This window comes from Sphingobium sp. EP60837, from assembly GCF_001658005.1.
Classification (GTDB): Bacteria; Pseudomonadota; Alphaproteobacteria; order Sphingomonadales; family Sphingomonadaceae; genus Sphingobium; species Sphingobium tyrosinilyticum.
This window is the reverse complement of record NZ_CP015989.1, coordinates 125,471-149,610: the sequence shown is the minus strand read 5'-3', so window position 1 is coordinate 149,610 and position 24,140 is coordinate 125,471. Positions and strand designations below refer to the sequence as shown.

Genomic DNA, 24,140 nt, shown 5'->3' with positions numbered 1-24,140 from the left:
TAGTACGCGGGCACGTCTTGCCCGCGTCGTCGGGCGCGCTCCGGAGGTCATGGTCAAAGTGACAGGGCGGCCCAAGGGCAAAAGCCATGCGGCGGCCCATTTCGATTATATCGGTCGCAAAGGCGACGTTCCGCTTGAGACGCGCGACGGCGATATTCTCTCTGAGAAGGACGATCGCGCCGCTCTCGCGCGTGATTGGGGCGATCCTGCCTACTGGCGTGACAGTTCGACCGTTGCCGCCGTGAGCATGGTTTTCTCGGCTCTGTTGCAAAGATTGGCGGCAGTCAGAGGTAGGCTGTCGCTCTGCGCCGATCAGGCGGCTGCTGCGAAATGGTGGTTGAGCATGCCCATGGCCTCCGTCAGCGCCGAGGGCCCAATGCCAAAAGCTCTCTCCACAAGGCGCACCTCGCCCCTGATGCCGGGCTGCAGGCACCAGGGGCGAGCCTGTCCTTTGCGCAGGGCTCGCATGACTTCGAATCCCTTGATCGTGGCATAGGCCGTGGGGATCGATTTGAAACCGCGCACCGGCTTGATCAGTATCTTGAGCTTTCCGTGATCGGCCTCGATCACGTTATTGAGATACTTCACCTGCCGGTGGGCCGTCTCCCGGTCCAGCTTTCCTTCGCGCTTCAATTCGGTGATCGCTGCACCATAGCTCGGCGCTTTGTCGGTATTGAGCGTGGCAGGCTTTTCCCAGTGCTTCAGGCCTCGCAGGGCCTTGCCCAGGAACCGCTTCGCTGCCTTGGCGCTGCGGGTCGGCGACAGGTAGAAATCGATCGTGTCGCCCCGCTTGTCGACTGCCCGGTACAGGTAGGTCCACTTGCCCCGCACCTTGACGTAGGTTTCATCCAGGCGCCAGCTCGGATCAAAGCCACGCCGCCAGAACCAGCGCAGCCGCTTCTCCATCTCCGGGGCGTAGCACTGGACCCAGCGATAGATCGTCGTATGGTCGACCGAAATGCCGCGTTCCGCCAGCATTTCCTCAAGGTCGCGATAGCTGATCGGATAGCGACAATACCAGCGCACCGCCCACAGGATCACATCACCCTGGAAATGGCGCCACTTGAAATCCGTCATCGTTCCGTCCGTCCAATCTCCGCCAAGCATGCTCAAGCTTCACGATTTTTGCAACAGAGCCCGATTGACTATATCCTCAGTGCGGCTAGTGTGTATGGAAACACTGGGAGGATGATATGAATTTTTGGGGTGTGTCGAGCGGCGCGTTTATACTTTTCTCATGTGCGCTGGCAGCGTCTGGTGCAGGGGCTCAGACTCCCGTGGCTGCGGGTGCCGGCGCAACCGAGCCCGGGTCGGCCGCGTCAGAGCCTCAGGCCCCGCCGTCGAGTGGCGGCAATGACGGCTCCGACATCGTCGTGACCGCGCTGAGGCGCAGCGTCAGCGTTCAGGATATTCCCGCTTCGATCACCGCCGTGAGTGGCGACACCCTTCTCAGCCGGGGCGTCACTGATACCATAGCCCTGGCCAATGTGATTCCTGGATTGGTGTTCGTCCCCAACTTCGGCAACACCATTGTGACTATCCGCGGCGTCGGCTCGACCAGTGTGGCTGGTTCGTCCGAACCGACGGTCGCGATCTATTCGGATGGCGCCTATTTGCCCCGGCCTTTCATGGGAACCCTGCGCGCGGTCGACCTCGATCGCGTCGAAGTCCTGCGCGGGCCGCAAGGGACTCTCTATGGCCGCAATGCTACGGGCGGTGCGGTCAACTTCATCTCCGCTAGCCCAACCAAGACGTGGACGGGGCGCATCGACGCTATTGTAGGAGGCCGCAATCAGGTCGGTATAAGCGGGTTTGTCTCAGGGCCACTCTCCGATGGCGTGCAGATCAGGCTCAGCGGCGGACGTGAGAAGCAGGATGGCCCGGTCGAAAACATCCTCAGGCCCCTTAACGTGGTGGAGCGTATTGGCGGCGGAACGGACGCCAAATATGGCCGTGTCGCGCTGCGCCTGACACCTACGTCTAGCCTGACGGTGGACCTGTCGCTCCGCTATGATGAGGACAATGCGGCCAAGACCGACCAGAGCCCGGTTGGGCCGATCAGCCTCGGGGTCGAAGGGGTGGATTGGACGAATGAGCCTTGGAAGACGATCTCGAATCGCCCGCACAGTGCGGTAAACAAGCTGCTCATCGGCCAGGCAGGCGTGACGTGGGAGGCGTCCGATGCGATCACCGTCAAGTCTCTGACGAACTATATCCTTGGGAAGACGCGGGCCGCCAACGACGACGATGGCACCGCATTTCCCTACCTCTATACGGCGATTTACCCGCGTCGATCCGAATCGATAAGCCAGGAGTTCAACCTGTTCGGAAATTTCGATAAATTTAATTTCATCCTCGGGGCCTTCTATTACCACGAGGAATATAAGAGTGTTATAGATTACATCATCGAGAATCCGGATCCGGCGGCGGTCCTGACGCAAAATCTTGGCCAGCAAGCCAAAGTGGACAATTTTGCGGCATACTTCGACGCGACCTATTCGTTCACGGACGCCTTGAGGCTGAATGTGGGTATGCGCCTCAATTACGACAAGAATGAGTATGAGTCGATTTCGGGCCTTGAACCCCTCATCCCTACGGTAGCAGTCGCGGGCGGCACCATCAAAAAAACCAAGTTGCTCCCAAAGGTTGCCCTTCAATATGATTTCACGCCAGAAATCCAGAGCTACATCCAGTGGAGCCGCGGCTACAAGGGCGGCGGCGGCAACGTGCCGGCAAGCGATGGCTCCGCGCCGGCTTTTGGACCGGAGACGCTCGATTCCTACGAGCTTGGCGTGAAGTCCCGCCTGCTCAACGGCAAACTGACTGCTAACTTCGCGGCCTTCTACTATGACTATTCGGGCCTGCAGGTCGAAAAGCTGGTTCCCCCGAACGACGTCCTCACGGACAATGCGCAAGCGAAGGCGTATGGCGCCGAACTTGAGATCCGATACAGCCCAGTCCCCGACCTCACCTTCACCCTTGCGCCCACATACGTGCACACGGAGTTCACGGAGTTCACCTCGACGGAGCCGCTGACGCTCGTCCCCTACGATCTCGCTGGAAAGACGTTGAATTTCGCGCCGAAGTGGACCGTTAACGCGAGTGCATCCAAGCGTTTCGATCTTGGCGGAGAACTGTTGAACGAGCTAGAACTCACCGCAAGTGCGCGGCACAATTCGACCGTCGTCTTCTCCTACTTCAACCTCGACGCCCTTGACCGACAACGGCCTTACACCGTGGTTGACCTAAACGCGACGATCTCCGATGTGGACAGGAAAACCACGCTGTCGCTGTTCGTCAACAATTTGGGCAACAAGGCATACAAGACTATTACGGCTAATTTCGGGTTTGGATATATCGGTCACTGGGGTGCCCCCAGGACGTGGGGCGCGCGCCTCAGCCGCTCCTTCTGATCCGAGCGAGCGCCATGCGGGCAGGGTCGTTCGGATGAGCGATCCTGCAAGCTCAAATCAGTTAGATGTTTGATCGCGGGGTTTGATGGTAAAACACCCACAGAGGTGGGTCGGGAAATTTGACCAGCGGGATGAGTGGGTCGCCGGCCTGACGACAGCCATGGTGGTGGCGGCACAGGAGGCCAGATGAGTAAGCGACCCCGCCGGAATCGCCGTCTGGCGTTCAAGGCGAGGGTTGCATCGTCGCCCGCAGGTACGCGCGCGACCTGGAAGATTACCTCGGACGCCCCTTTTCGCGGTGAAGCGGCGCGCGCAACCCGTATCTGTCCCAGTATATTCAGTTTAGCATCAAGGATCCTCATATGCATCGCTCGGGCATCGAACTCATCAACCTGTACTGGGAAGAAGTCTGGAACAACGGGAACCTGGAACTGATCCGCGAAATCTGTGCGAGTCCTATCGTCCGGCACGACGCTAATGAGGTTACGAGCCTCACGCACGATCAGCAGATCGCGCGCGTCGCGGCGCAGCGGACAAGGCTTCCCTTCTTCACCCATGAGGTGCTGGTCGCCGACGAGCATCATGTCTGCTCAGTCTGGAACATGACGATCCGGGAGGGGGGTGAGTTGAGGACGCGCCAAGCAAAGGAGAGAAAGATGTTGCGGATGTTAAGCGAAGCGCATGGGAATGTTGTTCTTGCCGATGATTTGCCCGCCAAACCGGTCGGCGTCATGAAGCCGGGCATGGTCGAGATCGGGGCGGCGACGCACGATAGAGCATCGCGGCGTTCACCGACGATCCGCACCACAGAGGCTCTTTCGCGCCTGACTGCGGTGACAGCCACCAAGATTCGGAGGCTCGCGGTCGTTGCCCCGCTCGGCCTAGCCTGTCTGTGTAGCGGATGGCCGGCGTCTTCCCAGGTCGTCATTGGTCCCGGCGATCGCCCCGAAACCGGGCTTCAGGGCCAAACCACGATCGAAGACGTGGTGAGCGGCCGGTCCAAACTTCCTTATCATGCTGGCGTTCGCCTCGTCGGTCGCACGGACATCTGGAACCGCGGCGGCAATATACAGCTCTCATGGGTCGATCAATGTGCCTATGTATCCACCGTCAAGCAGACAGGCCCGGCAACCGCCAACAGCCGATCTGCCTTGTTCCTCCGCGAGCCAGCGGGCGTCGCGGTTATCGACGTAAGGGACCCCCGGGCTCCAAAGCCCGTGCGCTTGCTGCGGGACCGGGGCTCGATCGATGCGGTAGAGACGATGCACGCGATTGCGGCACCAGGTCGCAAAGTTCTCGTCGCCGGCGCCTACTCGGGAGGAATTGCTGGCCGGGGCGAGGAGGACGCAGCTTGGCTCAGCATCTACGATGCCTCGAACTGCCTGAATCCCAAATTGCAGAGCGAGTTCAAGTGGCCCGCCAACATCCACATGGTGACAATCTCTCCCAACGGTCGTCGCGTCTACGGTACAGAACTCGTGCCCGGACTCGGTTCGGGGAAGGGTGGCGTGCATGTGCTCGACATCAGCAACATGAAGCGCCCCCGCTATCTCGGCCGCTTCGGCGTCACGCGACCCAATGGATTGACGGCTGGGTTCACGCCACATGAAGTGTCGATCAGCCGTGATGAGCGGCGGATCTACGCGGCTGTCTTCGCCTCCGAAACCGGGGACGTGCCTGTGGAGAACGGCAGCGTCTACATTCTCGATAACAGCGACATCGTCGATGGGCGCTCTCAACCGAAGATGAGGCTCGTCGGCGAAGCCAAGCAAGGCGGTTTGCATTCTGTCGTGCCCGCGTCGATCAACGGAGTTCCACACCTGGTGGGTGCGGCCGAACTGGGCGCCTGTCCTGGAACATGGCCGCGGATCATCAATATCGCGGACGAGAAGAATCCAAAGGTCGTCGGCGAGTTCAAGCTGCAAATGAATATCAAGGAGAACTGCGACGCGATACGATTTACTCCTCGGAAGGAGGATCCCTATGCGAGCTTCCTCATCCCAGACATCACCGAGCGCCTCGGCGCGGTTGCCTCGCATTACAACGATGTCGACGATGCAAGGAACACGAGGCTTGGTCTGTTCCCCTTCTTCGCTGGCGGAGTGAGGATCGTTGATTTGCGCGATCCTACAAAGCCGGTTGAAGTCGGCTACTATAAGCCGGGTGCGAATCCCGATACCCCGCTAAGTGGCAACGGGCTAAGCTGGCTAAACTGGAGGACAGGGTTGAACGACCAGGTAAGCGACGGGTGTGCGTCGCATGTACGCTATGTTCCCGAGTCCGGGCACATCTGGTTCGCCTGCGTCACGACCGGTTTCCACGTTGTCGAACTGAATCCGGACCTTCGCGCTCGCCTCGGCTTCCCGACCGTGAAGTGATAACCTGTGTCGGCCGCTGGCGGCTCGGCTTGAGGGCTGTCGGCGGGGGGTAGATGACGGAGCCCCTTTCGTCGCGGCGAGGCGCAAAACAGTGCGGGAGGCTTGTTCGCGCTCGCCGCGATCATGGCTGGGCGCGTTCTCCGCCTCCCGCCGCACATTGCTGGACCGAGCAACTTGAGCGACCGATCAGGCAATGAGCCAAGGGTCGCTCCAAGGGAGAAGAACATGCGTTACGAAGGCTCTGTTGCAAAAATCGTGAAGCTTGAGCATGCTTGGCGGAGATTGGACGGACGGAACGATGACGGATTTCAAGTGGCGCCATTTCCAGGGTGATGTGATCCTGTGGGCGGTGCGCTGGTATTGTCGCTATCCGATCAGCTATCGCGACCTTGAGGAAATGCTGGCGGAACGCGGCATTTCGGTCGACCATACGACGATCTATCGCTGGGTCCAGTGCTACGCCCCGGAGATGGAGAAGCGGCTGCGCTGGTTCTGGCGGCGTGGCTTTGATCCGAGCTGGCGCCTGGATGAAACCTACGTCAAGGTGCGGGGCAAGTGGACCTACCTGTACCGGGCAGTCGACAAGCGGGGCGACACGATCGATTTCTACCTGTCGCCGACCCGCAGCGCCAAGGCAGCGAAGCGGTTCCTGGGCAAGGCCCTGCGAGGCCTGAAGCACTGGGAAAAGCCTGCCACGCTCAATACCGACAAAGCGCCGAGCTATGGTGCAGCGATCACCGAATTGAAGCGCGAAGGAAAGCTGGACCGGGAGACGGCCCACCGGCAGGTGAAGTATCTCAATAACGTGATCGAGGCCGATCACGGAAAGCTCAAGATACTGATCAAGCCGGTGCGCGGTTTCAAATCGATCCCCACGGCCTATGCCACGATCAAGGGATTCGAAGTCATGCGAGCCCTGCGCAAAGGACAGGCTCGCCCCTGGTGCCTGCAGCCCGGCATCAGGGGCGAGGTGCGCCTTGTGGAGAGAGCTTTTGGCATTGGGCCCTCGGCGCTGACGGAGGCCATGGGCATGCTCAACCACCATTTCGCAGCAGCCGCCTGATCGGCGCAGAGCGACAGCCTACCTCTGACTGCCGCCAATCTTTGCAACAGAGCCAGGTGGTGGGCGATATCGCGAAAGACATCGAGCGGGTCTATGGCAAGGAGCGACTCCTGGTCGAGATTGCCAGCGCTTCGATCGACGATCCATCCGGGCGCATCTGCGATGTCATTTTCCCAATCGCCGGCAAGGACAAACTGGCGGCGATCATCAAGGAAAGCCAGGCAAAGGGCGCCTTGGATCGGCGGATCTACAAGGTGATGCGGAGGTCATGGGCCAATCATTATCGCCGTATGCTGCCAAGCCTGCTTTCGGCACTGGAGTTCCGGTCGAACAACGCCGTGTGGCGTCCGGTGCTGGCGGCCCTGGACTGGATCAGAAGCAAAGTGGATGATGGATGCCGCTACGTGCCGCCGCACGCAGTGCCGGTCGACGAGGTCATTCCGGCGAGATGGCGCAGTTCCGTCATTGATGAAGAGGGGCGCGTAAACCGGATCAGTTATGAGCTTTGTGTCCTCGCGCAACTGCGCGATCGCATCCGTTCTAAGGAAATCTGGGTTGTCGGGGCGGACCGATACCGCAATCCCGATGACGATCTTCCCAAGGACTTCGATGCGCGGCGAGAAGCATATTACACAGGATTGAACCTGACGGCGGATGCGCGTGCATTTTCAAGCGCCATCCGGGAAGAGCTTGCTCAGGAACTGTTGCTCCTCAATGCCAATATTCCCCGGAACGACAAGGTTCGGCTGCTGTGGCGCGGCGAGAACCGTATATCTCTCACCCCGTTCAAACCCTTGCCCGAACCCAGGGGTCTCGCCTCGATCAAGACCGAGATCGGCCAACGCTGGCCGATGACCGGGCTGCTCGACGTACTGAAGGAGGCTGCCCTTGATACGGGACTTCTCGAAGCGTTCGAAACATCGGCCTCGCGTGTTGCACTGCCGAAAACCGCGCTGGATCAACGTCTCCTGCTATGCCTCTACGGCCTGGGAACGAATGCCGGGCTCAAGCGGATCGCCGGCGCCACCCCCGATGTCAGCTATGAAGAGCTGCTGCATGTCCATCGCCGCTTCGTTCATGCCGCGGCGCTCAAGGAGGCGTGTGCCAGGGTTGCGAATGCGACCCTGGCAATCCGCAATGCTGCAGTCTGGGGGGACGCCGGCACGGCCTGTGCGTCAGATTCCACAAAGTTCGGAGCCTGGGATCGCAACCTGATGACGGAATGGCATGCGCGTTATGGTGGACGGGGCGTCATGATCTACTGGCATGTCGAACGACGCGCGACATGCGTCTATTCCCAGCTCAAGCGCTGCTCTTCCTCCGAGGTCGCCTCCATGATCGAGGGCGTGCTGCGCCATTGCACCGACATGGAAATCCAGCGACAATATGTTGATAGTCATGGCCAAAGCGCGGTTGGCTTTGCATTTTGCCGGCTTCTCGGATTTGAGCTTGCACCCCGCCTGAAAGCGATCGCTCGCCAGAAGCTGGCTCTTCCCGATGTCGGCATGCGAACGCGGCTTCCCCACTTGCAGCCGATCCTCTCCAGTCCGATCAACTGGGATGAGATCGAGCAGCAATATGACGAGATGGTCAAATATGCAGCCGCGATGCAGACAAAAACCGCCGACCCGGAGGCGATCCTGCGCCGGTTTAGCCGCTCCGAGGTGATGCACCCGACCTACAAGGCGTTGAGTGAGCTGGGCCGCGCGGTCAAGACGATCTTCCTGTGCCGGTATCTGCGCGAGGAGTCCTTCCGCCGCGAAATTCATGAAGGCCTGAATGTCGTTGAAAACTGGAACAGTGCCAATGGGTTCGTTTTCTTCGGCAAGGGCGGCGAGATCGCCACTAACCGCATCGATGAGCAGCAGCTCTCGGTCCTGGCGCTACATTTGCTGCAAGCGTCGCTTGTCTATGTGAACACCCGAATGCTTCAGAGCGTGCTGGTGGAACCGAAATGGACGGGCCGGATGACGCCGGATGATTATCGCGGCCTCACACCGCTGATTTACAGCCACGTCAATCCTTATGGCCGCTTCGACCTCGATCTGAATAGCCGGATCGATTTTGGGCGGCTTGCTGCCTGACCGGGGCCTTTCCGCTCGCACCATTTGGGTGCACCCGAACGTGACGATCGGAAGTGACATATACGACATGTCACAAAAGGGTGGTTCCGTCACCAATGTTACTGTACGAGGGCAAAGCCACCCTAATGTGACGGATTTGCCCATGACCCGCGTCGGCTACGCCCGCGTCAGCACCATCGACCAGGATCTCGACATCCAGGTTGCCCGGTTGAAGGCAGCGGGCTGTGAAATCCTCCGCTCCGAAACAGGCTCGGGCGCATCGCGCACTGGACGCACGGAGCTTGAGACGATCATGCAGTTCCTGCGCGCCGATGACGAACTCGTCGTCCTGCGTCTCGATCGGCTCGGTCGCTCCACACGCGATGTTCTCAATCTGGTTCATGAACTCGACCAGAAGGGAGCCTCATTGCGGGTGCTTGAGCCGGAGGTGACGACGGCCGGAAGCATGGGGCGGATGGTGATCACCATTCTGGGCATGGTCGCGGACATGGAACTGACGTTCATCAAGGACCGGCAGCGCGCCGGGATCGAGGCGGCGCGCGCCGAAGGCGTCTACAAAGGCCGGAAGAAAAACATCGATGACGATGAAATCCGACGCCGGATCACCGCCGGCGCGAGCAAGGCCAGCGTCGCGCGCGACCTCAAGATCTCAAGAATGACCGTCTATCGGGCGCTTGACGTCATTCCTTCAAGGATCGGGCTGCCGGAAAAGCCGCCTTCTGTCACCATCGCCCTGCATCTGACCATCGAGAACTTCAACAAGCATGGTCGTGGCAGAAAGCCCGCTCGCGAGCGCATTGAGGCGATGCTGGAGCGGGATTACCAGATGCAAAAGACCGGGAACTGCGATTACACGCTGACCGTCGCCTATGATCAGGGTGCCGATGGCGTCAGCCTCGATGATGAGATCGCATCTCTCCAGACAGAGATGTTCAACATCGCAGAGAGCTACAGGTGCTCGATCGAGACCGATGTTTACGAGATTGGAGGACAAGAGCGAGCCTGGTAGATCGCCATGTTCAATCTTTGTTCTTCAACATGGCCAAAATCGCAGCTTCGGGCCGACTGGGCCCTATACCCAGCGCCTGTTCTGGGATCTGGGCGGGGATTCTTCGCCCTTCCGTAACATCGATTTCATGCCCGAACTTTTCTACCTGCTACCGGCCGTATCGAAGGGCACATTGGCGTTCGGCGGACAGGCGGGGCTGCGCCATGAGTCCAACGGCCGCGATGGGTTGGCGTCGCGCAGCCTCAACACCCTCTATGTCCAGCCTGTGGCGACGATACCGATCGGAGACTACAAGCTGTCGCTGGGCCCGCGCTACTCCTTCTATGTCGGTGACCTTGAAGACAATCCGGATGTGAAACGCTATCGCGGCCACACGTCCTTGTTCGCGGAGTTTGGCCGTGACGACGGGCTGCGACTGACTACCAACAGCCGCATTAATTTCTCGTCGGGCAAGGGCGCAATAGACGCTGAGCTTTCCTATCCGCTGGACAAGATCGTTGACACCAACCTCAACGTCTATGTCTTCGGCCAAGCCTTTGCTGGCTATGGCGAAAATCTGCTCGATTATGACCGCAAGGCGACACGACTGCGGCTTGGGGTCGCTATCGTCCGCTAATCCGGAACCGGGCAGAATCTATCGTAAGGTAGCGGGCCCGGCGTTGGACGTCCCCTTACCCTGATGCAAAAGTGATTTATGCATCATCGGAAGGCCAACGGCGTAAGAGTCTGTTTGAGAATTCATGAGATGATCGGGAGATTGCCATGTTACGTATTTTTATTGCTGCCACTACTATGGCAGTCTTGCTTTGGTCGCTGCCTGTATCCGCTGAAGAAATCCCTCGCTGCTCCTCCTCGTCTATTCCCGCAGCAGACAAGGCGCGCCTCACGGCGGAATACAAGCGGCGGTTTCTGGCTGAAGGGAAAACCAAGGCCGATGCCTGGGCCGGTGAGCAGGGAAGGCGCCATCGCGAAATCATGGAAAGGCAAGGTATCTGTCCCCCACGCGAACCGGCGAATAGCCAAGCCAATTCAGCGCCCCCGCCTCGAGAACAACCGACGAGCAAAAACCGTAAAAAGGGCAAGTGTACCCGTACCGTCTGGCAAACTCGTCATATAGCGAGCGCAGGTGGAGGCCCAATGAATACGATTAGGGTGCCTGTCTGCGTGAACTAAGCGAGCGACAGCAATGCTGGTGTGTTCGGTTATCCCGCCAAAGGGCACACAGGAAAAGCTCTGGTGCGAAGTCAAAAGTTTCGCATCAAACCAAAAGCCGCGCTTTTCCGTGCCCTTCCCTGATGCAAAAATCTGATGCAGAATCGCGCCATGATTTACGGCTATGCGCGCGTCTCCACCAACGGCCAAGATTTGGCCCAGCAGCTCGCCCAGCTTGAGGCGGCGGGCTGCGCGAAGATCTACCGCGAGAAGATCAGCGGCGCGTCGGCCGAGCGGCCCCAGCTCAAGCGCGCGATCGGCGCGCTCGATCCCGGCGACGTGCTGATGGTGACGGCGACCGATCGCCTCGCCCGCAACACGCGCGACCTCTTGAACATCCTCCATGCGGTAAAGGAGGCCGGGGCCGGCTTCCGCTCGATCGCCGAACCGATGGTGGACACGACCTCGCAGCTCGCCGAAGTTGTGATTGCCGTTCTAGGCGTCGCGGCCAGCTACGAGCGCCAGCGGATCGCCGAGCGCACCAGCGCTGGCCGCGCCCAGGCCAAGGCGCGCGGGGTCAAGTTCGGCCGCAAGAGCGCCCTCACCCCGCACCAGCAGGCCGAGGCGCGGCGCAAGCTCGACGCAGGCGACACCCAGCGATCGGTCGCGGCGCTGTTCAACGTCAGCCAAGCGACGATTTCGCGGCTACAGGGGTGATGAGCGACGCCCCCCGCCCTCTCTGGCGTTGATTTAGGCGGCGATCGCCGGCGCACATTCCCAGCGCCTGCCATGCCAGCGGAATCCTACCCGCTGCGCGTTGCTGATCGCTGGCGGCTCGCCCTTGCGCCAGAAGGCGCGCATCTTTGCCTGATCGTCAAGATGAGCGTCGGCCACGATCGCGCGCGCGGCCTGGATGAACTGCCCATGCCCGAACACATAGACCAGCGAGGCGGGCGGCATGGCGGCGAGCCGCGCCAGCGCGGCCTCGCAGCGCCGGAGCAGGGTGGCGAAGCTCTCCGCCCCTTCCCCGTCGCAATAATCAGGATCGGCCGCGCTCCAATAGCGTTCGAGGTGCGGCATCCGCTCCGCGCTGCGCGTGCCGTTCCAGCGCGCCGGTTGCAGATAGGTGAACTCCTCTATCGGCCACACTTCCACCGGCACGCCGGGAAAGCGCGCGATCGTTGGCGCAGCCGTCTGCTGCGTGCGGGTATAGGGCGACGTGACGATGAGCGCGGGCGCTTCTATCCAGCTCGCCGCGACTTCGCGTGCCTGTTCCTGGCCCAGCTCCGTCAGCTCGATCGCGCCGAGATCGTGGCAGGGCACGCCGGCGTTGCCGGTAGATTCGCCGTGGCGAATGAAGATTACGCGCATGGCTATTCAAACAGTTCCGCATGAGTGCCGGCGCGCACGAAGTTCACCAGATTCCCCTCAATCGTATAGATCAGCAGGAAATCGCCGCCGATATGGCACTCGCGATGATCGCTCCAATCGCCTTTCAGCGGATGATCCAGCCATTCCGGGCCTAACGGCGCGTCGTTGGCGATGAGCATCATCATCGCCTCCTTGAGCTGTTTCATGTTGTAGCGCCCGCTGCGCGACAGCCGCTCCCAATCCTTGACGAACCTTTTTTCGTAGGACGCCTCTCTTGGGAACGCCGCCCGCTTACTGCTGGCGGGCTTCTTGGTCGAGGGCATCGAACATTTCCTGGGCATCGGTGAAACGGGCGCGGCGAGCCTTCATCGTCGCGCGGGACGCCTCGATCGCGGCGCGCGTCTCGGCGTTCGGCACCTTCAGCTCGAACGGCAACGCATGATCCTTGGCGACCCGCGTGAGGGTCATGCGGACCACATCCGAGACGGTCAGCCCCAGCTCGGCCAGCACGGCGGCGGCTTCATCCTTCAATGTTTCGTCGATGCGCGCGCGCACGAAAGCGGTAGCGGCCATTGGAACCTCCTTAGTCAAGCCGATAATGTAGCTCAGTTGAGCAACAATTTCAATCCAGGCTAGGGGGCGGCGCCTGCCGCTGGCGCGGCACCGTGGCCCTACTCGCTTCGTTCCCCAAGCCCGCAAGCGGTCTTGGCCCAAGGTGACGACCCACATGGCGGGGGCGAGATCGCAAGCGGGTCTCGCTTCATGGTGCCGGCGTGCGCCGGCGTCGATCCTGTTTGAAGGGGGAAAGGCGGTCCCGGCCGCCTCTCCCCCGCAACGGGATTAGACGGGGCCGTGCCTCGCTGCGCTGCGGCCGCACCACCCCCATCGAATCCCGCTGCCCCCCTCTCTCGCCGGCGTTCTTGGGCGTCCGTGTTCCGGCCGATGGCATGGCCATCGCCGAACAGGCGATTTGAAGGGAGTAAGGACGATGACCCACGAAACCCGCGAAAGCTGGCTCAATGCGGTGGCGGCGGGCATGGCCCCGCTGTTCGAGGTGCTGGACGCCCCCCTGCCCGACCGCGTGCGCGTGGCGATCGGCTTCACCAGCAGAGGCGCGAAGGCCAAGGCGATTGGCGAGTGCTGGGATAATCGGTTGAGCGCGGACGGGCATTTTGAAATCTTCATCCGCCCGGACCTGGCGCACGCGCCCGACGCGATGCCGGCGCAGATCGCAGCCATCCTCGCGCATGAGCTGGTCCATGCCGCTGTCGGCATCCCGGCAGGGCATGGGAAGACGTTTAACGGGTCGCCCTTGGGCTGGGGCTGGTCGGGCCGATGCGCGCCACCACCCCCGGCGAGGCGTTCCTTGCGGCCATCGCGCCGATCCTGGAGTGCGTTGGCCCCCTCCCCCATGCCCGTCTCGACACGGACGGGGAGTCGACCGCGCCCAAGAAGCAGAAAACCCGGATGCTCAAATGCGAGTGCGCGACGTGCGGCTATACCGTGAGGACCGCGCGCAAATGGCTTGAGCAGGCCGGAGCGCCGCTTTGCCCGATCGAGGATCACGGCCAGATGGAGCATGAGCCGCTGGACGATGACGACGCCGAACCGGAGGAATGATGCGGCGCGCTTTCGTCATTTCAGATTCAGCGCCTCCCTATCGTCATTTCGGGAACGACAGGGCTTCCCCTCCCGGTCTATTGTGTATACAAGTATAGGATTATACGTGTAGGAGTGTAGCATGAAGGTTCTCGCCATTCTCTCACAGAAAGGCGGCGTTGGGAAAACGACGCTCGCGACCTGTCTGGCAGTCGCGGCCGAGCAGGCGGGCAAGGTCGCCGCGATCATCGACCTGGACCCGCAGGCGACGGCCTCGTTCTGGAAGGACGTGCGCCAGCTCGACACGCCCGCCGTGGCGTCGATTCAGCCGGTGCGCCTGCCCGCTATGCTCAAAGCCTGCGAGGACGCCGGCACCGATCTTGTCGTGATCGACGGGGCGGCGGTCGCGCGCGACGTGGCCTATGAGGCAGCGCGTCACGCTGATTTCATCCTGATCCCGACTAAGACGGCCGTGTTCGACACGATGAGCATGACGCACACCCTCGACGTGGTGCGCCAGCTCGACCGCGCCTTTGCCGTGGTCCTTACCTTCGTGCCCCCGCAAGGTCAGGAAACTGGCGATGCGATTCAGGCCGTGGCGGAGCTAGGCGCGACGGTTTGCCCGGTGACGATCGGCAACCGCAAAGCCTTTTTCCGCGCCCAAGCCGCAGGCCGGGCCGTGCAGGAGTTCGAGCCGCATGGGCCAGCGGCCGACGAAATCCGCCGACTATACGAGTATACAAATATACGCCTATACAATCAGGCGGAGGTGGCGTGATGGCGAAGGGCGGAAACAGTCTGCAAGCGGTGCTGAACCGCGCCAAGGCGGACGGAGACGCGGCCCCGGCCCCAGCGTCGGCGATCGAGCCGGTAGACGTGACCCGCAAGGCCCCGCCGAGCGGCCGACAGGGGACCAAGCTGATTGGCGGGCATTTCCCTCCCGAGGTCAGCACGCAGCTTCGCATTATCGCGGCCGAGGAAGGGACGACCGTTCAAAGCCTGCTGGGCGAGGCGCTGGACGACCTGTTTGTGAAGAAGGGAAGGGGGCGCATCGCCGGCTAGTATAGATGTATACAATTATACACCTATACATCTATACACCTATACTAGCGCAAGGGGGCAGTCTTGTGCTTGTTGCGACAGAAGCCGATGAAGGCGGCGCGGGGGCTTTTCAGTTCCGGCCGCCCGCTGTCGATCCACCATGACACCCATTGGTCATAGAGCGCGTAAACGTCATAGCCAGGCGCAACGCTCTTGGCGTCGTGGAAGCCTTCGGGGTCGATATAGGGCCGCTCGGGTTCCGCCTCGATCGCCTCGACCGTATCCAGAGCCTCGCGATTGCGGAACGTGACCGTATCGCCGTTCATTTCCACGGCATAGTCGGGCAGATGATCGTGCGCGACGAGATCGCGCAGCATCGAGCGGAACACGCGCAAATGGCTACTCGCGCCGGTCTTTTTCTGTAGCGTTTCGACCGAGATCGACCATTTTTCCTGCGCGCCGCAATGCTTGCGCGCCAGCTCGTAGATACGCCGTTCGAGCGGCTTGCGGAGGCGGAAATAGTCGCGATGGAGCGTCAGGACGCTGCGCCCCTCAACCATCTTGAACAGCCAGTCGGATAGCGTGACCTTGATTTCCGACATTTGGCCGGAGCGGGTTTGCCGCACGATCCGCCATTCATTGATGAGGCCGAAACCTTCGGTGATTTCCTCGCCATCGGCCTTGATATTCGTGGTGATCCGCGTCCCCGACAGCCGCTCGAACGCGCTCCGCAGCCGGTCATAGCCGTCGCCATCGGTTTGCCGGTTGGTCCACACCAGTAGATCGCGAGCAGTGAGGTGCAAGGTGCGGCTCGGTCGCTCCCCCTGGTTCATCTTCCCGATGAGCTGGGAGATGCAGTAGATCAGAATATCCTTGTCGTGGATCGTCGCCAGCCCTTTGACGCTGGGGACGATTTCGAGCTTGTTGCCGTTATGCTCATAGCGGAACACGCGCCGATCGGGCTTGGTCGCGAGCGAGAAAATCGGATGCTCCATCGAGGCCATGTCATCCTTGGGGATGGCGTCGAGAACATCGCAAATGAACAGATCGGGATCGGGGTAGCGAACAGGCAGCAGGGGAGGGCGTCCCTCCGCGCCGTTCGGGGTTTCATTGACGGCAAGCGGGAGTTCGGGGTTTCGTTGACGGTCAGGCTCGATTCGGGGTTTCATTGACGCGCACCGTAGATTCGGGGTTTCATTGACGCAACGGAAAAGTTCGGGGTTTCATTGACGGGTGATCGCGATTCGGGGTTTCGTTGACGCAGATTCGGGGTTCTGGAGTCACCAGATTCGGGGTTCCGTTGACGCCGAGGGCAAAAAAACGCCCGATTATTCTAATATTTTCAGTTGCTTATGAAACCGCCAAAATCCCGTAACACGACTCTTTAACCCATATATTAACACTAGGCCGACCTGTGGATAACTTTAACCGCAGCGCCCACTCGACGCCGGATCATCGTGGTTTCACCCACCAGCGTCCCGCCAGATCGAACAACTTGTCCTGATTTTCGGGACAGAGGCAGCATGATCCACTCGCGCCGCGCTACCGGCACCGGTCAGAGGGAAGAAAAGCGCCGCCTCTTGGGGGCTTCGCCCCCGCCGGCTCGCGGCCTTCGGCCGCCCCGGATCGCTTTGCGATCCTCCCACCCGGCATCCCCATGATGAGCCGGCTTCGCCGGCACGCTTTTTGCTAGATTGAGGATCGTTTAAACGCCCCGCTTCTATCGACACCACAGCGCCAGCGGCACCGTCGCAATTGGCTTTCCAGGAAAGCCAGGCGGATAGGGCGGTGATCGAGCCGAGAGGGCAGGGGAGGCGGAAACGTCGCAGCAGGGGCGATTTCCGGGCCGCTGGGCTTCATTCTGGACGTTTGGCAGGCCGGGGAGGGTCCAAGCGGCAATGGCGCTCTACGGGCTTCCCATGCGGCCGATTTCTGGAAAGCTAGATCCTCGCGAGGTCGGGGATCGAAACGGCGAGCCTCAAGGTTTGTGCGCCAGGCAACGATTTCACGGATTTGGCCCCGAACATTGCTGCGGGAGAGGGCGGAATCCTACGCCAAGAGCCGGCAGGGCAGGGCGCGGAAAGTCCGCTAAACAACGCCAAGGGCGAACAGACGGCGAACATGTATATTTGTATACGCCTATACATTCGCGCCTAGTGGCGCGTCCGCTTCGGTGGCGTCGGCGCGGCCATCAGCTCATCAAAGGCGGAGTCATCGCCCAATGCGTAGCGGCGCAGCGGATCATCCTCGGTCATGCGGCCGGCCTGGACTTCGCGCCATGTCACATATCGCAGCCGGCTCCGGTCCAACGCGCCATCGACAAGACATTCCGCGCGCAGGAACATCCATATCTGGCCCTGCCGGTGCTGGGCGAAGGCTTCAAGATCGCCGTTCGTCTCTTGGAGATGCACCGCCACAAGATCGCAGACGAGATTGAATATCCGCATGAGGCCGAGCCGGCTTTCCTCATCGGTGATCGCTTCGTGCAGCTCCAACACTTCGTCGCGGATCGCCGGAAGAGGTGCGGAACCGCTCTCTCCATAGGCCATGAGCCGGTCCCAAAGATCAATGACGCGTTGGTCCATATTCTATCCTTCCGCCCTTGGCGGCAGTTCTGACACTATACAGCAAACGGCCTTTTTCACTTCGTCGATAGTGTCCGTTCACGCCTTGTCGAACTTCCCGGCGAACTCGCGATCGGCGTAGTAGCGCAGCTTGGCGGCGACGATCGGCCGTTGCCCCGCAAGGAACAGGAGCTGCAAATCCTCGCGCAGCGTGCGGACTTCATCCGGCGTCAGCAACGGCCGCGCTACATGCTGCGATCCGAACGATATGCCGGTTTCCTCCGCGTCGATCGCGCGGCTCATCGTCTCGAACACGGGGTGACTGCACGAAAGTGACTTATCTGCACGCTAAGAGCGAACGGACCGGGAACGCTGGGACTTTGTGTTCTTCTCCGTGGCTTCGAGGGCTTTGTAGAGGGCGGTTTTGCCGATCTTGAGGCGCGCGGCGGCCTCGCGAACTGTGAGGCCGGAAGCGATATGATCGCGCGCCTTGCGGAGCTTGTCAGGTGTGACCACTGGCCGCCGCCCACCGGGGCGACCTCGCTCGCGAGCGGCCTTGAGGCCTGCATGGGTGCGCTCCCGGATCAGATCGCGCTCAAACTGGGCAAGCGAGCCGAAGATGTTGAACACCAGCATCCCGCCCGAAGTGGTGGTGTCGATGTTCTCGGTGAGCGAGCGGAACCCGATACCTGGCTCTGTTGCAAACTCTGACACGGTTTCCAAGATTGGGCTCATGTACTGTCAAGGTCAGTTGCGATGAACGATTTCAAAGGACGGCATTTTACCGGCGAGGTCATCCTATGGGCGGTGCGCTGGTATTGTCGATACGGCATCAGCTACCGTGATCTCGAGGAAATGCTGTCCGAGCGTGGGATCGATGTCGATCATACGACGATCTATCGCTGGGTGCAGCGCTACGCGCCGGAGATGGAGAAGCGTCTCCGCTGGTTCTGGCGGCGCGGCTTTGATCCGAGCTGGCGTCTGGATGAGACCTACGTAAAGGTGCGGGGCAAATGGACCTACCTGTACCGGGCGGTCGACAAACGGGGCGACACGATTGATTTCTATCTGTCATCGACACGCAGCGCCAAAGCGGCGAAGCGCTTTCTGGGCAAAGCTCTTCGTGGCCTGAAGGACTGGGAAAAGCCGGCCAAACTCAATACCGACAAGGCACCCAGCTACGGCGCAGCAATCGCTGAGCTGAAACGCGAAGGCAAACTGGCGGCGGAAACCGAGCACCGGCAGGTGAAATATCTGAACAACGTGCTCGAGGCCGACCACGGCAAGCTGAAGATGCTGATCAAGCCGGTACGTGGCTTCAAGTCGATGCCAACGGCCTACGCCACGATCAAGGGCTTCGAGGTCATGCGCGCCCTACGCAAAGGACAGGCCCAGGCATGGTGCCTGCAGCCAGGTATCATGGGGGAGGTGCGCCTGGTTGAAAGAGCATTCGGAATTGGACCCTCGGCCCTGACCGAAACCATGATTATGCTCAATAAGCATTTCGCCAATGCTGCCTAATCCCCCAACTGGGTGACGCCGCGCGGCCGTGCCCCATGTTTGCAACAGAGCCCTCGAGGGCATTATAGTCGGCGATAAGCGACAGGAATTGCGGGATGACGAAGGTCGATCCGTACATCACCATGCCCAGCGCTAGCGCCATTATAACGACGCTGCCGAACTGTCTGCTCATGACGATTCGCAACTTAAGGACGGGCTTTGTTGCCCGGATCTGTCCGATCCCCAACATCACAAACCCTGCTACGGTTATAAACGTCAGCCGGATGATAAGCGTCGATTCGAACCAGTCTTCACGGTGCCCCTCCTCGAGCACGATCGTCAGTCCTCCAAGGCCAAGGATCAGGCCTATAATACCCAACCAGTCGGCCTCGCGAAGATAGACCCAATTCGTACGTTCGTGCGGCAGGCCGAGCAACAGGAGCAAGAGGAGTATCCCGCAGACCGGCACATTGACGAAGAAGGCATAATGCCAGCTCAAATTTTCCGTCAGCCAGCCGCCGAGCAAGGGGCCAAGAACGGGGCCCAAGATTACGGTCATTCCGAAAAGCGCCATCCCGATAGGCTGCTGGGGTGGCGGGAGTCGCTTTGCGACAATCGTCATGGCGGTCGGTATCAGCAGCCCTCCCATAAGGCCCTGCCCGGTTCGTCCGATGATCATAGTCGTAAGATCTGTGGCGATGCCGCATAGGATGGAGAACCCGGTAAAGGCGGTCACGGAAATGAGGAGGAGGGTTCTCAGTCCCAAAAGCCGCTCCAGCCAAGCGCTCAGCGGAATGACGACGATCTCGGCAACGAGAAAGGCGGTGGCGATCCACGTTCCCTCAGTGCCGGTTGCTCCGATTTCGCCTTGGATCGTTGGCAGTGCCGAGTTGACGATCGAGATGTCGAGGGTCGCCAGCAGTGCGCCGAGCGAGCCGGCAGCCACAGCGATCCAAGCGGTCAAGTCCGCACGCGCGGAACGAGCTGCGTCTGGAGATGCTGTGACCGTGACCACTGTCAACGCTTCCGGCTTACGGCCTGACGGAGTCGATCCATCTCTCCTCTGGCTGAACGCGTATCGACCGTTACTCCAACCGACATTCCCGGCACGAGGAGCGTACGCACTTCGAGAGGAGCATCGATTGCAATGCGTACAGGCACGCGCTGTACGATCTTTGTGAAGTTTCCGGTCGCATTCTGGGGGGGGAGCACCGAGAACTGGGCGCCCGTGCCAGGAGCGACACTGGCAATACGCCCGGTCAGTTCGACGCCAGGGAGCGCATCGATTTCGATGCCAACAGGCTGGCCGACGCGCATAAGCCCCAGTTGAGTCTCTTTGAAATTCGCCTCTATGAACAATCGATCGACAGGAACCAGTGTCATCAGGCGCGTACCGGGCTGCACGAATTGCCCGACACGGACAGCCAGGTCGCCCACACGGCCATTGATGGCAGCCTTAAGCACTGTCGATTCGACGTTGACGCGCGCCACCTTGAGTTGGGCACGCGCGGCCTCTGCTTGCGACTGGGCCTGACGTACCTGCGCGCTCAGTGTACCGACACGCCGTTGCGCGGCGATCAACGCGGCCTGCGCAGCATTGGTTCGCTCGCGAGCTTGCCGTGCCTGCGTCTGAAGCTGCGCGAAACGCTCCCCTGGCTCGGCGCCGGATGCGGCAAGCGGCTGATATCGCGTAACCTGCTGTGCGGCGAAAGCAGCCTCGGCGCGCGCCGCGTCGAGCTGGGCTTGCGCTTGCGCTATGGTTGCCTGTTGTTCGGAAATCTGAGAGCGCGTCGTATCCCCCGCAGCCGTTGCCGTTTCGATCTGGCTGGTAATCTGTTCAGTCTGCGCCCGATATTCGCGGGGATCGAGTTCAGCTAGAGACTGCCCCTGCCGAACCGTCTGATTCTCGATAACGAACACCCGTTCAACATATCCGGCGATCTTGGGCGCTGTGATGACGGAATCCGCCGCAACATAGGCGTTGTCGGTCACCTGCATGTATCGGCCCCGGTTCTGATGATCCAAGTACCAGACAAGGCCACCAATGAGCAGCAAGATCGCGCCAATGAGCATCGCCAGGCGAACGCGTGGCGAGTTAAGCGGGGACGCTGCGGACTCGCCGAGGCCCTCAGGATCCGCCGAAGCAGTGGCCGACTTGTCAGCCATATAAATTACAATCCTCCATGATGCGCGGTGCGGTTCTGCTCTTGCAGCATTAAAGGGCGCTCGGCAATTGCATATTATATGGAACCTCAGCGTTTACGCCCCTATCATTCGCTCTTGCCCGACGCCGCTGGACCGGTACTAACCATCAGCCGCCCTATCAGGCTGTAGCTCCCCCCACTTCACGTCAGAATCAGAATATACCGAGGAACGATTTGTTAAGCTGGGGCACAAATTCAGAAGCTGAACGCGCATGATGCCCACCATTTCGGCGAGAAGATTACTGGTGCCTACAGGACGGTCGATAAAAACTGAGCCGAGATCCGATGTCCAGGTTCAATCCGCGCAATGATGGGCTATCGTGATATGAGCAGCGCCATCCGAAAATTGCCGCGCCACTTTGATTGGATGGGTGCCGTCACCTTCTCCGACAGCGATATTATGGGCGGTCTCGACCGCTAGTACTTTCTTGTTAGTCTCGCCGGAGTTATTGCCCTGCAATGCCAAGCTCACGAGATAATGCGCAGCCTCACACAGCGGCATTGAATTCAATAGCGTCAGCAGCGTCAGCTTTCGTCGTTAATTTTTACTGCCCGGACAGCGCCGTGCGAGCGCTGTTCCACGAAGAAAGCCGCGGCGCGCGAAGCCGGCGTCGATTGCTGACGCCAGGCGTCTTTCGGCCGGAGCTGCGCCCGAAATCTCCCGAACTAAGCCCCGAAACGGTATGATTGTGTTAACAATAGTTTTCCCTCCAGCCTCGGCTAGCCGACCAGCCCTGTTCTCTTTTTTGTTGTTGCCGACGGCAAAATCAGGTCCGAGGACGCTATCGAGCTCCGTGGTTGCGGCCTTGATCTGCGCACAGGATTTCAAACCGGAGAGGCCATATGGATTTTCTTGCGCTCTTTCCAGAATAACTGGAATTTCAGTCTTGGCCGCGCCAATATCTTTCGCCGGCTGAGTGACGATTTCCCGACCGCGGTCAACTGTCTCATCTTTTCTGGCGGGTTGCTCGGGGCTTTGTCCAAGAGCCGCCATGGCAAAAATAAGTATCATCATCCGCCCAATATCCTGAAGACAAGGTTGAAAGCATAAACACGACCGCTGTGGGGTTCACTGTTGCCGCGCTTGAAATAACAGCAGTTGCCCACAAGGGCATGACGATCACATTGAGTGGCGCCCGTGAAGAACGGGCGCCACTATGATCATTGACCGCCGGTCAATGCTGAAGGAAGAAGTGCCTTCCCGTTGGTGAGTTCTTGCTCAAGTGTGGGAACGGCGGTGCCCGCGACTTGCTTCAAGGCTGGGTCGGTGCCGTCTTGCGCATAGCCTTTGTTGATGGCCCATGCCGCCTGCAGTACCTGGGCGGACTGGGATAGATAAAGATTATCGAAGCTGCCGCGCGGCGTCTTCTGGAGCAGCTTCACGAGTGCGGCTCTGTCGGAGGAAAGCGATGACGATGGCGCTTTTATCGTCCGCTGATCGTTGCGCAGCGCGGCCATGAGAGCTTTCTGGGCGATTTGCGCTTCTGTCTGAACACGTTTGGCATAAGCCTTCACATCGTCACGCTGGGCCTTGGTCACGGCGAGCTGCGCCGCTTTTATTTGATAGAGGTTCGCATCCGATGCAGCCATCACAAACGCTGGCTCATTCTGTCCAGCTATCGGTGTCGTGCCGGTATCCATACTCGACATTGAACCTGTGTTCGTTGGCGAAACAGCTTGGGCAAGAGCCCCTGAACCTGAAAGCGCTAGCGCGCCCGCGGCCATAATGACTTTCAGCATAGTACCTTCTCCGTAGAATAGATTGCGAGCGGTCAAGTGGCCGCATCACGTTAAACGTGACCACGTCGTAACGATGCTGTTGGATAATCGTTTCACCATCACTCGCATTGCATAAATTGAATTTTCAATTCAATAGCAATTGAATCGGCAGCAGATTCCATTGGCTAATCGGATAGCAATATTACGAATTGCGAGATTTGACTTATCACATGGTCGATATGCTGTCGCTTATTAAGACCTGGAACCCGATATTACACTATCTTACTTGATTTGGCTCCGATCGGGTCGGTCCTTCAAATAAAAACAAAACTCGGAGATACCTACGAAGGTATCCGGCGCATGGCGATTTTGTACATGCAATTACGCCCGAAAGTTGCTGAGATCGGCGACAGGCTCATGATCAATTTATCTCCTGCTTGCGATCCATCCGATCCTTGGATGTATCTAGCGCGCGCTCTGTGGAATGCTTCCGCGCTGTATCCGCGGACCAATCCGTCAATTCTGTGGTTGAGCGAGCTACTGCACGATCGAAAGCGGCGACTATCCCACTTGTTGTATTTGCGGAAGCTGGCTCCTGCACCAAGAAGCGCTTGGCCTCGACGGGACGACGATCAGAAAGATCAAACAGGGTTGCATCGCCTTCGATAATGACAGTGGGCGGTGCTTTTTCATCCCCATCTAGGCCATACCGTGCTTCGAATCGCTCGATATCAATCTGCAGCGCATGCGATGCCCCGGTGGCGTTTCTCACGCCCGTCAGGCGCACGTCAGGTGCCCGCGCCGCATATTGACGCATCAGCGCCTGGGTGAAAAGATCGGGGACCGGCGCCACCCAACGAACGCCCTTGAGGTAGAGCGCACGCTCCCCCCGCGTGGTGAGCATGCGATCGCCCTCCACCTCCTGCGAGAACCGGGGGCGAAGCAGAGATACAGAGCGAGTCGGGAGCGCACCCTGCATCCCGGTGACGGGCGTGGGGGCAACCACGCCAAACCTGAAAAGGTCAGCGCGCTCGCCGCCGCCT

Annotated in this window: 19 protein-coding genes and 5 pseudogenes; 11 read left to right on the top strand and 13 right to left on the bottom strand. The window is 60.1% G+C overall.

The window, feature by feature from the left end; translation table 11 throughout:
• Positions 1 to 312: 312 nt before the first annotated feature.
• A complete protein-coding gene (locus EP837_RS20075; RefSeq protein WP_001389365.1) occupies positions 313 to 1,077 on the bottom strand; it encodes an IS6-like element IS6100 family transposase in 765 nt (254 codons plus the stop codon).
• Positions 1,078 to 1,277: 200 nt separating this feature from the next.
• Between EP837_RS20075 and EP837_RS20070 the strand changes: the two genes are divergently transcribed.
• The 7 genes and pseudogenes from EP837_RS20070 (at position 1,278) to EP837_RS20040 (ending at position 11,816) form a co-directional block, all read left to right on the top strand.
• Entirely contained in the window at positions 1,278 to 3,413 is a 2,136-nt protein-coding gene (locus EP837_RS20070) for a TonB-dependent receptor (RefSeq protein WP_066532655.1), read from the top strand.
• A 362-nt stretch (positions 3,414 to 3,775) separates the two neighbouring features.
• A complete protein-coding gene (locus tag EP837_RS20065) occupies positions 3,776 to 5,791 on the top strand; it encodes a hypothetical protein (RefSeq protein ID WP_225870700.1) in 2,016 nt (671 codons plus the stop codon).
• Positions 5,792 to 6,089: 298 nt separating this feature from the next.
• Positions 6,090 to 6,854 carry an IS6-like element IS6100 family transposase gene (locus EP837_RS20060; RefSeq protein ID WP_001389365.1) on the top strand — a complete coding sequence of 255 codons (765 nt, stop codon included), beginning with the start codon at positions 6,090 to 6,092 and terminating at the stop codon, positions 6,852 to 6,854.
• Positions 6,855 to 6,907: 53 nt separating this feature from the next.
• Positions 6,908 to 8,938 (top strand): annotated as a pseudogene (locus EP837_RS20055) (Tn3 family transposase); the annotation flags it as partial.
• 142 nt (positions 8,939 to 9,080) lie between these two features.
• Positions 9,081 to 9,947 carry a recombinase family protein gene (locus tag EP837_RS20050; RefSeq protein ID WP_006961816.1) on the top strand — a complete coding sequence of 289 codons (867 nt, stop codon included), beginning with the start codon at positions 9,081 to 9,083 and terminating at the stop codon, positions 9,945 to 9,947.
• Complete coding sequence (locus tag EP837_RS20045; RefSeq protein WP_171010093.1) at positions 9,838 to 10,563, top strand: phospholipase A; 726 nt, start codon at positions 9,838 to 9,840, stop codon at positions 10,561 to 10,563. The genes EP837_RS20050 and EP837_RS20045 overlap by 110 nt, the downstream gene beginning before the upstream one ends.
• Before the next feature lie 692 nt (positions 10,564 to 11,255).
• Positions 11,256 to 11,816, top strand: a complete 561-nt coding sequence (locus EP837_RS20040) for a recombinase family protein (RefSeq protein ID WP_017501690.1) — start codon at positions 11,256 to 11,258, stop codon at positions 11,814 to 11,816.
• Positions 11,817 to 11,849: 33 nt separating this feature from the next.
• Here EP837_RS20040 and EP837_RS20035 read toward each other — a convergent pair whose 3' ends face one another.
• Genes EP837_RS20035 through EP837_RS20025 form a run of 3 tightly spaced genes read right to left on the bottom strand, consistent with a single transcriptional unit; the run spans position 11,850 to position 13,043 of the window.
• Complete coding sequence (locus EP837_RS20035; RefSeq protein WP_017501689.1) at positions 11,850 to 12,470, bottom strand: histidine phosphatase family protein; 621 nt, start codon at positions 12,468 to 12,470, stop codon at positions 11,850 to 11,852.
• A 2-nt stretch (positions 12,471 to 12,472) separates the two neighbouring features.
• Entirely contained in the window at positions 12,473 to 12,793 is a 321-nt protein-coding gene (locus EP837_RS20030) for a type II toxin-antitoxin system YafQ family toxin (protein WP_026109291.1), read from the bottom strand.
• Positions 12,762 to 13,043, bottom strand: coding sequence for a type II toxin-antitoxin system RelB/DinJ family antitoxin (locus EP837_RS20025; RefSeq protein WP_017501687.1), 282 nt, complete (start codon positions 13,041 to 13,043; stop codon positions 12,762 to 12,764). Before EP837_RS20025 ends, EP837_RS20030 begins: the two co-directional genes overlap by 32 nt.
• Before the next feature lie 415 nt (positions 13,044 to 13,458).
• Here EP837_RS20025 and EP837_RS20020 point away from each other — a divergent pair.
• From EP837_RS20020 to EP837_RS20010, 3 genes and pseudogenes are all read left to right on the top strand, one after another.
• Positions 13,459 to 14,090, top strand: a pseudogene (locus EP837_RS20020) (transcription elongation protein SprT).
• Positions 14,091 to 14,211: 121 nt separating this feature from the next.
• The gene (locus EP837_RS20015; protein ID WP_017501684.1) at positions 14,212 to 14,847 is read left to right on the top strand and encodes a nucleotide-binding protein; all 636 of its coding nucleotides are present in this window, start codon (positions 14,212 to 14,214) and stop codon (positions 14,845 to 14,847) included.
• Entirely contained in the window at positions 14,847 to 15,131 is a 285-nt protein-coding gene (locus EP837_RS20010) for a ribbon-helix-helix domain-containing protein (RefSeq protein ID WP_017501683.1), read from the top strand. Before EP837_RS20015 ends, EP837_RS20010 begins: the two co-directional genes overlap by 1 nt.
• A 44-nt stretch (positions 15,132 to 15,175) precedes the next feature.
• Here the strand turns inward: EP837_RS20010 and EP837_RS20005 are convergent, their stop codons facing one another.
• From EP837_RS20005 to EP837_RS19990, 4 genes and pseudogenes are all read right to left on the bottom strand, one after another.
• Positions 15,176 to 16,279, bottom strand: a complete 1,104-nt coding sequence (locus tag EP837_RS20005) for a replication initiator protein A (protein WP_004213366.1) — start codon at positions 16,277 to 16,279, stop codon at positions 15,176 to 15,178.
• A gap of 984 nt (positions 16,280 to 17,263) precedes the next feature.
• A complete protein-coding gene (locus EP837_RS20000; protein WP_017501681.1) occupies positions 17,264 to 17,695 on the bottom strand; it encodes a hypothetical protein in 432 nt (143 codons plus the stop codon).
• Positions 17,696 to 17,773: 78 nt separating this feature from the next.
• Positions 17,774 to 17,989, bottom strand: a pseudogene (locus tag EP837_RS19995) (type IV secretory system conjugative DNA transfer family protein); the annotation flags it as partial.
• Between the two features lie 33 nt (positions 17,990 to 18,022).
• Positions 18,023 to 18,394, bottom strand: a pseudogene (locus EP837_RS19990) (recombinase family protein); the annotation flags it as partial.
• A gap of 36 nt (positions 18,395 to 18,430) precedes the next feature.
• Between EP837_RS19990 and EP837_RS19985 the strand changes: the two are divergent.
• The gene (locus EP837_RS19985) at positions 18,431 to 19,195 is read left to right on the top strand and encodes an IS6 family transposase (RefSeq protein WP_006949122.1); all 765 of its coding nucleotides are present in this window, start codon (positions 18,431 to 18,433) and stop codon (positions 19,193 to 19,195) included.
• 25 nt (positions 19,196 to 19,220) lie between these two features.
• On the opposite strand, the pseudogene EP837_RS19980 reads toward EP837_RS19985, so the two are convergent.
• From EP837_RS19980 to EP837_RS19955, 5 genes and pseudogenes are all read right to left on the bottom strand, one after another.
• Positions 19,221 to 20,138, bottom strand: a pseudogene (locus EP837_RS19980) (DHA2 family efflux MFS transporter permease subunit); the annotation flags it as partial.
• 53 nt (positions 20,139 to 20,191) lie between these two features.
• Positions 20,192 to 21,340, bottom strand: coding sequence for an HlyD family secretion protein (locus EP837_RS19975; protein WP_066532650.1), 1,149 nt, complete (start codon positions 21,338 to 21,340; stop codon positions 20,192 to 20,194).
• 576 nt (positions 21,341 to 21,916) lie between these two features.
• Entirely contained in the window at positions 21,917 to 22,390 is a 474-nt protein-coding gene (locus EP837_RS19965) for a hypothetical protein (RefSeq protein WP_066532717.1), read from the bottom strand.
• Between the two features lie 149 nt (positions 22,391 to 22,539).
• The gene (locus tag EP837_RS19960) at positions 22,540 to 23,118 is read right to left on the bottom strand and encodes a DUF4142 domain-containing protein (RefSeq protein WP_225870697.1); all 579 of its coding nucleotides are present in this window, start codon (positions 23,116 to 23,118) and stop codon (positions 22,540 to 22,542) included.
• Positions 23,119 to 23,518: 400 nt separating this feature from the next.
• Positions 23,519 to 24,103, bottom strand: a complete 585-nt coding sequence (locus EP837_RS19955) for an ABC-type transport auxiliary lipoprotein family protein (RefSeq protein WP_225870711.1) — start codon at positions 24,101 to 24,103, stop codon at positions 23,519 to 23,521.
• Positions 24,104 to 24,140: the final 37 nt, after the last annotated feature.

Excerpts from the sequence above, each read along its gene's own strand:
- EP837_RS20060 (WP_001389365.1), top strand. The coding sequence starts at position 6,090 with ATGACGGATTTCAAGTGGCGCCATTTCCAGGGTGATGTGATCCTGTGG.
- EP837_RS20005 (WP_004213366.1), bottom strand. The coding sequence starts at position 16,279 with ATGAAACCCCGAATCGAGCCTGACCGTCAACGAAACCCCGAACTCCCG.
- EP837_RS20015 (WP_017501684.1), top strand. The coding sequence starts at position 14,212 with ATGAAGGTTCTCGCCATTCTCTCACAGAAAGGCGGCGTTGGGAAAACG.
- EP837_RS20050 (WP_006961816.1), top strand. The coding sequence starts at position 9,081 with ATGACCCGCGTCGGCTACGCCCGCGTCAGCACCATCGACCAGGATCTC.
- EP837_RS19985 (WP_006949122.1), top strand. The coding sequence starts at position 18,431 with ATGAACGATTTCAAAGGACGGCATTTTACCGGCGAGGTCATCCTATGG.
- EP837_RS19975 (WP_066532650.1), bottom strand. The coding sequence starts at position 21,340 with ATGGCTGACAAGTCGGCCACTGCTTCGGCGGATCCTGAGGGCCTCGGC.
- EP837_RS19965 (WP_066532717.1), bottom strand. The coding sequence starts at position 22,390 with ATGATACTTATTTTTGCCATGGCGGCTCTTGGACAAAGCCCCGAGCAA.
- EP837_RS20040 (WP_017501690.1), top strand. The coding sequence starts at position 11,256 with ATGCAGAATCGCGCCATGATTTACGGCTATGCGCGCGTCTCCACCAAC.
- EP837_RS19960 (WP_225870697.1), bottom strand. The coding sequence starts at position 23,118 with ATGCTGAAAGTCATTATGGCCGCGGGCGCGCTAGCGCTTTCAGGTTCA.
- EP837_RS20000 (WP_017501681.1), bottom strand. The coding sequence starts at position 17,695 with ATGGACCAACGCGTCATTGATCTTTGGGACCGGCTCATGGCCTATGGA.
- EP837_RS20045 (WP_171010093.1), top strand. The coding sequence starts at position 9,838 with ATGATGAGATCGCATCTCTCCAGACAGAGATGTTCAACATCGCAGAGA.
- EP837_RS20035 (WP_017501689.1), bottom strand. The coding sequence starts at position 12,470 with ATGCGCGTAATCTTCATTCGCCACGGCGAATCTACCGGCAACGCCGGC.
- EP837_RS20025 (WP_017501687.1), bottom strand. The coding sequence starts at position 13,043 with ATGGCCGCTACCGCTTTCGTGCGCGCGCGCATCGACGAAACATTGAAG.
- EP837_RS20030 (WP_026109291.1), bottom strand. The coding sequence starts at position 12,793 with ATGCCCTCGACCAAGAAGCCCGCCAGCAGTAAGCGGGCGGCGTTCCCA.
- EP837_RS20010 (WP_017501683.1), top strand. The coding sequence starts at position 14,847 with ATGGCGAAGGGCGGAAACAGTCTGCAAGCGGTGCTGAACCGCGCCAAG.
- EP837_RS20075 (WP_001389365.1), bottom strand. The coding sequence starts at position 1,077 with ATGACGGATTTCAAGTGGCGCCATTTCCAGGGTGATGTGATCCTGTGG.
- EP837_RS20065 (WP_225870700.1), top strand. The coding sequence starts at position 3,776 with ATGCATCGCTCGGGCATCGAACTCATCAACCTGTACTGGGAAGAAGTC.